This is a genomic window from Pseudomonas sp. 1L-E-NC-VB-C3, from assembly GCF_057291535.1.
Genome location: NZ_JBXAWD010000022.1, coordinates 47,662 through 55,789, shown reverse-complemented (window position 1 = coordinate 55,789; position 8,128 = coordinate 47,662). Strand labels below are relative to the sequence as shown.

The window sequence follows — 8,128 nt, the reverse complement described above, 5'->3', positions numbered from 1 at the left end:
TCCCCTCTCCCTCTGGGAGAGGGGACCGACCGAGGTGTCTGGCGCTATACGTCGACCTGAGCGATCGAGTTGATTATGGATTCGACGAAAATCTTTCACGTCGGCGTAACTCTCCAATATCCCCCAATCAGTCCCCTCTCCCTCTGGGAGAGGGGACCGACCGAGGTGTCTGGCGCTATACATCGACCTGAGCGATCGAGTTGATTATGGATTCGACGAAAATCTTTCACGTCGGCGTAACTCTCCAATATCCCCCAATCAGTCCCCTCTCCCTCTGGGAGAGGGCTAGGGTGAGGGGCTTCTCATGGCCAACACGGAGGATGCGAGCCCAACTCCGTCGCCGGCCAATTCCACCGCACCGCCGTCCCGCTGATCTGCAGCGGCACGCGCAACCTCCGCGCCGGTCCCCACGCGGTGTGTTCAATCGCCGGATCCTGATCCAGCGCGTCTTCGGCCCGCAGCGGGTCATGCGTTCCCGGCCCATGCTCAAGCAACAGCTTCGCCGTCCGTGCCAGCGACAACCGCGCCGAACCCCCGCGACCGCTGGCCAGTCGTTCAGTCAGCAATCTGATCGCACTCGCCGCCATCAGATACCCGGTCGCATGATCCAGCGCCTGCACCGGCAGCGGCGTCGGTTTATCGCTGTGCCTCCAATGCTGTCCGGCCTCGGCAATGCCGCTGCTCATCTGCACCAGGCTGTCGAAGCCCCGGCGGTTCTGCCAGGGGCCGCTCCAGCCGTAGGCATTGAGGCAGACGTCGATCAGCCCCGGTGCCAGTTGCCTTCGGCGTTCAATACCAAACCCCAGATGTTCCAGCGCATCGGCGCGATAGCCGTGGAGCAAGATGTCGGCGTCTTGCAATAAACCTTCGAACACTGCGCGATCCGCTGGCACTTGCAGATCCAGCCGCGCACAGCGCTTGCCGACAGTCATTTCCGGAACGACGCCGGGTTCGTTCCAGCTCGGTGGATCGATGCGCAGCACGTTTGCGCCGAGCCCGGCGAGAAAGCGGCTGGCGCTGGGACCGGCGAGGACGCGGGTCAGGTCGAGCACCTTGATCCCGGCCAGCGGTCGTGCGATCGAGCCTTGCCAGGCGGTGCGTTTCTCGTCCGTCTGCTCGCTGAATTGCACCAGCGCTTCGGCATTCACCGCCAGCCCCTGCGGATGCTGCTGCCACTGCGCCCAACTGCGCATCTCGGCGGCGCAGCCGTTGGCGTCGACCACTGCTTGTTCCAGATCCGCACTGTCCCATTGCGCGACTTTTGCCGCCATTGCGGCGCGGTCGGCGCAGGCACCGAGCACGCGTTCAGCGGCGGCGCGGTGATGCGGAGCGTTGGTGTGCAGACGGATCCAGCCGTCCCGGGTCGCATAGTCGCCGGCGATCGCGTCCCATAAGGGCGGCACCTGCCAGCCGATCGGGCGAAGCGAGGTGGAGAACCAGAACGAGGCCAGGCGCCGGTCGACTGCAACCGCAGGCAAGTGCCCGGTTTGCTGGTGAAGCAATTCGCTGAGCGCTTGCCCGGCAACGGCGATGCTGGCGCAGGCCAGTTCAGTGACTGCGAACGCCGAGGGCAACGCGCCTTCACCGTTGAAGGGGATGGGCGTGCGAGGCAGGCCGAGTGCGGTTTGGATGGACGTGAGCAGATCAGTCATCGAAGGCCCTCCGGAACGAGAGGGCGATGATAGTGCAAAAGAATCGCGGTTTAGATGAAACCAGGATGTGAACCCGTTTCCCCAGTGGGAGCGAGCCTGCTCGCGAAGGCGTCGTGTCAGTCAACACGGATGTTGGATATGACGACCGCTTCGCGAGCAGGCTCGCTCCCACAGGGATTTATGCTGGGCCGTTACACGCGGAACTGATCCATCAATTTCATCTGCTGGCTCGCCAGGCTGTTGAGCTGGCTGCTGATCGCCGCCGACTCGGTGGCCTGCTCGGTCAGGGTTTCGGTCACGGTGCGAATCGCCGAGACGTTGCGGTTGACCTCTTCGGCCACGGCACTCTGTTCTTCGGCGGCACTGGCGATCTGCAGGTTCATGTCGCTGATCACCGTCACCGCGTCGCTGATCTTGCCCAGCGCATCAACGGCCTGACGAATCTGCCCGGCGTTGTTGTGCGCCTGGGTCTGGCTCGAGTGCATGGTCGCGACCACGCCACGGGTACCGGTCTGGATGCGCTCGATGACGATGCGGATTTCCTCCACCGAATCCTGCGTGCGCTTGGCGAGGTTGCGCACCTCGTCGGCGACCACGGCAAAACCGCGACCGCTTTCGCCAGCGCGGGCGGCTTCGATAGCAGCGTTGAGGGCCAGCAGGTTGGTCTGTTCGGCGATGCTGCGGATCACTTCCAGCACCGAGCCGATCTGCTCGCTGTTGACCGCCAGCGCTTCGACTTCGGTCACCGCTTTGCTGACTTCATCGGCCAACTGATTGATGTCGCGGGTGCTGCGCTCGATGATCGCCATACCGTCCTTCGCCGACTGATCGGCACCCTTGGCGGCGTTGGCCGCGTTCGAGGCACTGTTGGCGACGTCGTGCGCGGTGGCGCTCATTTCGTTGGAGGCGGTGGCGACCTGATCGATTTCGCGGAACTGCACCTGCATGCCTTCGCTGGTCTGGCGGGCAATTTCCGACGACTGATCAGCCGTGCCACGGGCTTCGGTGATGCTCTGTTTGATCTGCGCGATGGTCGGCTGAAGCTTGTCGAGGAAGCGGTTGAACCAGTTCACCAGTTCGCCCAGTTCGTCTTTCTTGCTGTAGTTCAGGCGCTGGGTCAGATCGCCTTCGCCGCTGGCAATGTTCTTCAGCATGTCGGCGACGCTGTTGATCGGACGGGTGACGCCGGAGGCGGTGAGCCAGATCAGCAGGAGGCCGACCAGACCGGCCACGCCCGCCACCAGCAGGGCAGTGATGACGCCGGTTTGTTGCGCGTCATCCAGCACCGCTTGCAGTTTCACCGAGTCGGCCAGCAGCACGTGCTCGGGCAGGTCGATGACCACGCCCCAGGCCCGCGAATTGCCGATCGGGTCGACCGGGTAAACCGCGCGAATCAGCTCGCCCTGTTGGAGAATTTTTGCCGTGCCGCTGCCGACCAGTTGCAATACATCCTTGCCGTCAGCGCCGAGGGTGTCGCTGATTTTTTTGCCCACTCGCGTCGCGTCGGCACTGTCGGCCGCCAGTACGCCGCTGCCGGAGACGATCAGCATGTGCCCGGCGTTGTTGAACAGGCTGCGCTGCGAGTCGACGGCGGCGGCTTGCAGGGCGTCGAGCGCAATGTCGACACCAACCACGCCGATCGCTTTGCCATCCACCAGCAGCGGCACGGAAATGGTCGTCATGAGCATTTCCTTGCCACCGACCGTGTCGGCATACGGGTCAAGCAGGCAGGTGCGTTTGTTGTCGCGAGGGCAGGTGTACCAACTGTTGTACGGCGTGCCGCTGACGCTGAGGGTGGTCTTGGTCAAGTCGTCCTCGACCATGATCGTATTCAGCGCGGCGCCGGCGGCACGGCTCCAGTACGAGGCGAAGCGCCCGGCTTCGTTGGACTGCCGCGCGGCATCGTTGGCGAATTCGCTGTCCTTGCCGTCGAGGCCGTTGGGTTCGAAGGCCAGCCAGATACCGAGGACTTTATCGTTGCGCTCGAAAGCGGTTTTCAGGCTCTGGTTCAACTCTTCACGAACAGCGCCGGCTTCGAGCGAACGCTTGGCCGCCATCGTCCGCAGATCCTTGATCTGGTCGGCGAGGGCGGTGACCACGAGCAGGCTTTCACCAAAGGTTTTCTGCACCCGCACCGCTTGCTCGGCGGCCTTGGCCTGCAGCAGGTTCTGCACGCTGGCGGTGAGCAACTGGTTGCTGGATTGACTGACCAGCGCGTCGTTCTGGTTGGTCTGGTAGATGTTCATGCTGACAATCAGCACCACCACTCCGAGCAGGCACAGGCCGGAGAGCAGGACGATTTTCAGGCGAATGGAAAGAGAGTCGAACATGGGGCGATCTCGCGAATGGAATAAACAGGTGGCTGGGCCTGAAGCCCGGTTTGCCAAATCCATTCAGCGCCATTCAATCCTCATCGGCGTCGCACGAAACGGCATGAGGCGCTCGCCGACGGACGGTCGCTGCTAAACGTTTGCGCAGGGGAAAGTGCTGAAAAGGCTTTAATTGCAGGGATGTTTCACTACCGCGACGGGCGTCTCCGGGCGCGACCAGATCCACAGGTTGCCCATGGCCATGCCGGCAATCGCCAGATAGATCGGCCAGCCGTGATCAAGCAGTACCAGCATCAAAGTGGCGCACAGCAGCATGCTGACGGTGGCGCTGATCTTGGCCTTGCGCGCGATCACCCTGCCGTTGCGCCAGTTACTGAGGATCGGCCCGAACAGGCGATGATTTTCCAGCCACGCACTCAAGCGCGGCGAACTGCGGGTCGCGGCCCACGCGGCAAGGAGGATGAACTCGGTGGTCGGCAGGCCGGGCACGACGATGGCGATCAGGCCAATGCCGAGGCTGACATAGGCCAGCACGCCGAACAGCAGACGGGCGAGTTTTGATGGGGCGGGTGCGGGCATGGGCTCAGCGGCGGCTTCTGAAGCGGAACGGGGATCTTACAGATTTGTGGTGAGCTCTGTGGGAGCGAGCCTGCTCGCGAAAGCGGTTGATCAGGCACATTGATGTTGAATGTGCTGCCGTCTTCGCGAGCAGGCTCGCTCCCACAAGTGATAAGAGTTGCTTCAGGCCACTTCGGCTTCTATGGCATAAGCCCGTTCCAGCAGCACGGTGAAGCGGTTGAATGCATCCAGCGCACCTTGCTCAACTTCCGCCTCTTCCTCTGCCGTGAACGGCAACGCATCGAGGGTGCGCACAAAGCTTTTCCAGCCCTCGGCGCGGCCACCTTGCGGTTCAGCCAAATGCCGGGCGCCAAAGGTTTCGCTCAGATCGAGCGCCACCGCGCGCTTGATCAGGAACGCCGCGCCGAGCTTGGAACCCTCCGACACGAAGATCCAGCCCAGCGCCCGCGCCTTGCTCGGGTTTTTCAGCGCGCCGGCCACCGGCGCCGGGACTTCGGTGTCGAGGTCGGCGAGGTCAGCCCTGGCCGCTTCGGCGCGGCAACGGGCTGGCAGATCCGGGACGATCGCGGTCAGTTCGGCATCGTTGTACAGCTCGACCAGTTCCGCCTGGAACAGGTATTGCGCAACGACGAAACGGGCGAAGCTGGCGCGGGTTTCGAATGGTGCGTGGGCTTTGACCAGGGCATCGAGTTTGCTGTGCGGCTCATGGGTGATCTGGTTCAGGCGTTGCGAACGCAGGGCTTTTTCCGGGGTAGTCATGGGGTGTCCTTGATAAATGAGGCGCTTGATAACAAGACGTACGGGCGGGCGCCGGACAGTAAAAAAACCTCACTGCGCGGCGAGAACTCGCGCAGTGAGGCCGGGCGGATCAGATGTCCCAGATCAGGTTGATCGCGAAGTTGCGCCCCGGTTGGGTCAGCCGATCAAGGTTGGCCGGTTGCGTCACCGACGCTTCGCCGACGCTGTCGTAACCGCGCACGTCATCCCATAGCCAGTATTTCTTGTCGGTCAGGTTGTAGACGCCGCCGCTGACGGTGACGTCGTCGGTCACCTTGTAATAGCCGGCCAGATCGAGAATGCCGAAGCCCGGGGTCTTGAACTGACTGCTGACGCCGTCCGGCGATTTGAAATTGCTGTCGTCGACGCGGTCCTTTTTCTTCACCACGGTCCAGCTCAGCAAACCGCCATAGGTGTCCTGGTCGTAACCGAGACCGAACACGCCGGTGAGCGGATTGACGCTGTTGATCGGCTCGCCGCTGTCGTTGTTGCGACCGTAGGCGTAGGCGATCGAGCCTTGGGTATACAGGCCTTGCGGCGCGCCGAACGCATCCAGGTTCAAGCGACCTTTGACTTCCGCACCCTTGATGGTGGCGCGCTTGATGTTGTTGCTCTGGAAGGTCAACTGATCGTCGCCCGGCTTGACCGCGTCCTCGTTGATGAAGTCGCGGTACTTGTTATAGAACACCGCGACGTCGAACGAACCCTGCTCGAAATTCCCGCGCAGGCCGGTTTCGAAGCCTTTGCTCTTTTCCGGCTCGAGGTCGGAGTTGGGCGCTACGGTGTAGCCGGTCGTGTTGTTCTCGAAACGCCCGTACAGCGATTTTGCCGTGGGCGTGCGGAAGCCTTCGGCGTACTGGCCGTACCAGGTGTAGTTTTCCGTCAACGCGTAGGTCAGGCCGAATTTCGGCGAGACTTTGTGCCAGGTCTTGTTCTTGTCGCTGACCGTGCCCTGGCCGTCGGCATTCACGGTGTTGAGGAATTCCTCGGTGATGTGCGGCTTGAGCTGGGTGTAGTCGTAGCGCAGGCCCGGCAGGAAGGTCCAGTCGTTCCAGCTGATCTGATCCTGAGCAAACAGGCTGTAGGTGTTGATGGTCGGATCGGGGAAATCAGAGGCCTTGGCCAGTACGTCCGCCGGACTCGTCGCGCCAATCGCCGTGCAGCCGCGACCGACGGCTACACAGGTGCCGTCGCCGCTGCGTGAGCCGGTGACTTTCTGCTGTTTGATCGTGGTGCCGTAAGTCAGCAGGTGATCGGTGTCACCGATGGCGAAAGCCTTGTCCAGTTGCGCGTCGAACACCCACTGTTTTTCTTCGTAGATCGTGTCGCGGGTACGCTGCACTTTACGGGTGATCGGGTAGTACAACTCTTCGGTGCTCTGGTCGGTCTTGGCGATCTGGTGATTGAGGCTCCACTTGACGTTATCGACCAGCAGGCTGCCGAGGGCGAACGCGTGTTCGATGCCGAAACGCTCGCGGGTGATGGTGTCGTTACCGGTGCGCCACTGGTACATGCCGCCGGGCAGGACGCTGCTCGGAATGGTCGGCGCGCCATTGAAGTACGGGCCGCCGTAGGCACTTTTCTGGTCGGTGTCGCGATCGTCCTTGTACTTTTCGTAGGTCAGGCCCAGACGCGAATCGTCGTTGTAATTCCAGCCGAGCTTGGCCAGAACGTTGGTTGCGCGCACGTCTTCCGGGTTGGCGGCGGTGCGTTCCAGACCGGTGCCGTTGTGGCTGCCAAAGGATTCGGTTTCATGACCGTCGCGTTGGCTGTAATGCAGCAGACCGTCGAACTCACCACTGCGGCCAGCGACGGTGGCGGATTTCAGCCAGCTGTCGTCGGCGGAGCTGTAACCGCTTTTCAGACGCGCGCCGACATCCTTGCCCGGTTTGATGATGTCGTCGGCGTCCAGCGTGTAATAGCTGACCGCGCCGCCGATGGCGTTGCTGCCGTACAGCACCGAGGCCGGGCCGCGCAGAATTTCCACACGCTTGACGATTTCCGGGTCGACGTAGTTGCGCTGGCTCTTGGCGTAGGGGCCGTTGAAGAAGCCGTTGGGGATCTCCACGCCATCGACTTGAGTCAGGATGCGGTCGCCGTCGATACCGCGAATGTTGTAGCCACTGATGCCGCCGCGCTGACCGGCACCGCCAACGGAAACGCCCGGTTCGTAGCGCACCAGATCCTTGATGGTGTTGACGTTGTTGCGGTCAAGCGCTTGGCGGTCCTGCACGCTGACCGTCGAGGGCACGCTGTTGACCGACTGTTCCTGGCGAGTGGCGCTGATGGTCACCTGATCGAGATTGAGCGTGCCGCTGCTGTTGCGTTTTTCCAGCACGACATTGTTGTTGCTCAGCTTGCGAAAGCTCAGGTTGGTCCCCACCAACAAGCGCTCGAGGGCTTTCTCCGGCGGCAGCGAACCGCGCACGCCCGGCGACGAAACGTTCTGCCCCAACTCTGCCGGCAAGCCGACCTGCCAACCGGTCACGGCGGTGAAGGCATTCAGTGCCGAAACCAGCGGTTGCTGGCCGATGGCGAAGGCGTAATCGCCCATGTTGCGTGTCGGTTGCTCGGCGGCGGCGAGCAGCGGCGCGGTGCCGGCCATGAGAATGGCCGCAGTCAGCAGCGACAGCACGCGGGAAGGGGAGGAAGTCTGGCGGGTAAGGCGTGAGGACATCGATAGCGCTCCGTGTCGCACGAATCTTTATAGGTGCTGATCGGCATGGTTAGATGCGAATCAATTGCATTGGCTATAACGAGACGTACTGTCGCTGGCTATCGAGTAAAAAT

The 8,128-nt window shown here is 62.3% G+C and carries 5 protein-coding genes and 1 pseudogene; all 6 read right to left on the bottom strand.

Annotation, left to right across the window (positions count from 1 at the left end):
• Positions 1-302: 302 nt before the first annotated feature.
• Complete coding sequence (locus AC0Z5Z_RS25675; RefSeq protein ID WP_485611809.1) at positions 303-1,652, bottom strand: CoA transferase; 1,350 nt, start codon at positions 1,650-1,652, stop codon at positions 303-305.
• 191 nt (positions 1,653-1,843) lie between these two features.
• Positions 1,844-2,599 carry a methyl-accepting chemotaxis protein gene (locus AC0Z5Z_RS25670; protein WP_371699605.1) on the bottom strand — a complete coding sequence of 252 codons (756 nt, stop codon included), beginning with the start codon at positions 2,597-2,599 and terminating at the stop codon, positions 1,844-1,846.
• A 102-nt stretch (positions 2,600-2,701) separates the two neighbouring features.
• A pseudogene (locus AC0Z5Z_RS25665) lies at positions 2,702-3,709 on the bottom strand (methyl-accepting chemotaxis protein); the annotation flags it as partial.
• Between the two features lie 441 nt (positions 3,710-4,150).
• Positions 4,151-4,561: a YbaN family protein gene (locus tag AC0Z5Z_RS25660; protein WP_150637489.1), complete on the bottom strand. Its 411-nt coding sequence runs from the start codon at positions 4,559-4,561 to the stop codon at positions 4,151-4,153.
• 162 nt (positions 4,562-4,723) lie between these two features.
• Entirely contained in the window at positions 4,724-5,320 is a 597-nt protein-coding gene (locus tag AC0Z5Z_RS25655; protein WP_485611808.1) for a biliverdin-producing heme oxygenase, read from the bottom strand.
• Positions 5,321-5,429: 109 nt separating this feature from the next.
• Positions 5,430-8,015 carry a TonB-dependent receptor gene (locus AC0Z5Z_RS25650; protein WP_485611807.1) on the bottom strand — a complete coding sequence of 862 codons (2,586 nt, stop codon included), beginning with the start codon at positions 8,013-8,015 and terminating at the stop codon, positions 5,430-5,432.
• Between the last annotated feature and the right edge of the window lie 113 nt (positions 8,016-8,128).

Coding starts and splice junctions, on each gene's coding strand:
- AC0Z5Z_RS25675 (WP_485611809.1), bottom strand. CDS start 1,652: ATGACTGATCTGCTCACGTCCATCCAAACCGCACTCGGCCTGCCTCGC.
- AC0Z5Z_RS25670 (WP_371699605.1), bottom strand. CDS start 2,599: ATGCAGGTGCAGTTCCGCGAAATCGATCAGGTCGCCACCGCCTCCAAC.
- AC0Z5Z_RS25660 (WP_150637489.1), bottom strand. CDS start 4,561: ATGCCCGCACCCGCCCCATCAAAACTCGCCCGTCTGCTGTTCGGCGTG.
- AC0Z5Z_RS25655 (WP_485611808.1), bottom strand. CDS start 5,320: ATGACTACCCCGGAAAAAGCCCTGCGTTCGCAACGCCTGAACCAGATC.
- AC0Z5Z_RS25650 (WP_485611807.1), bottom strand. CDS start 8,015: ATGTCCTCACGCCTTACCCGCCAGACTTCCTCCCCTTCCCGCGTGCTG.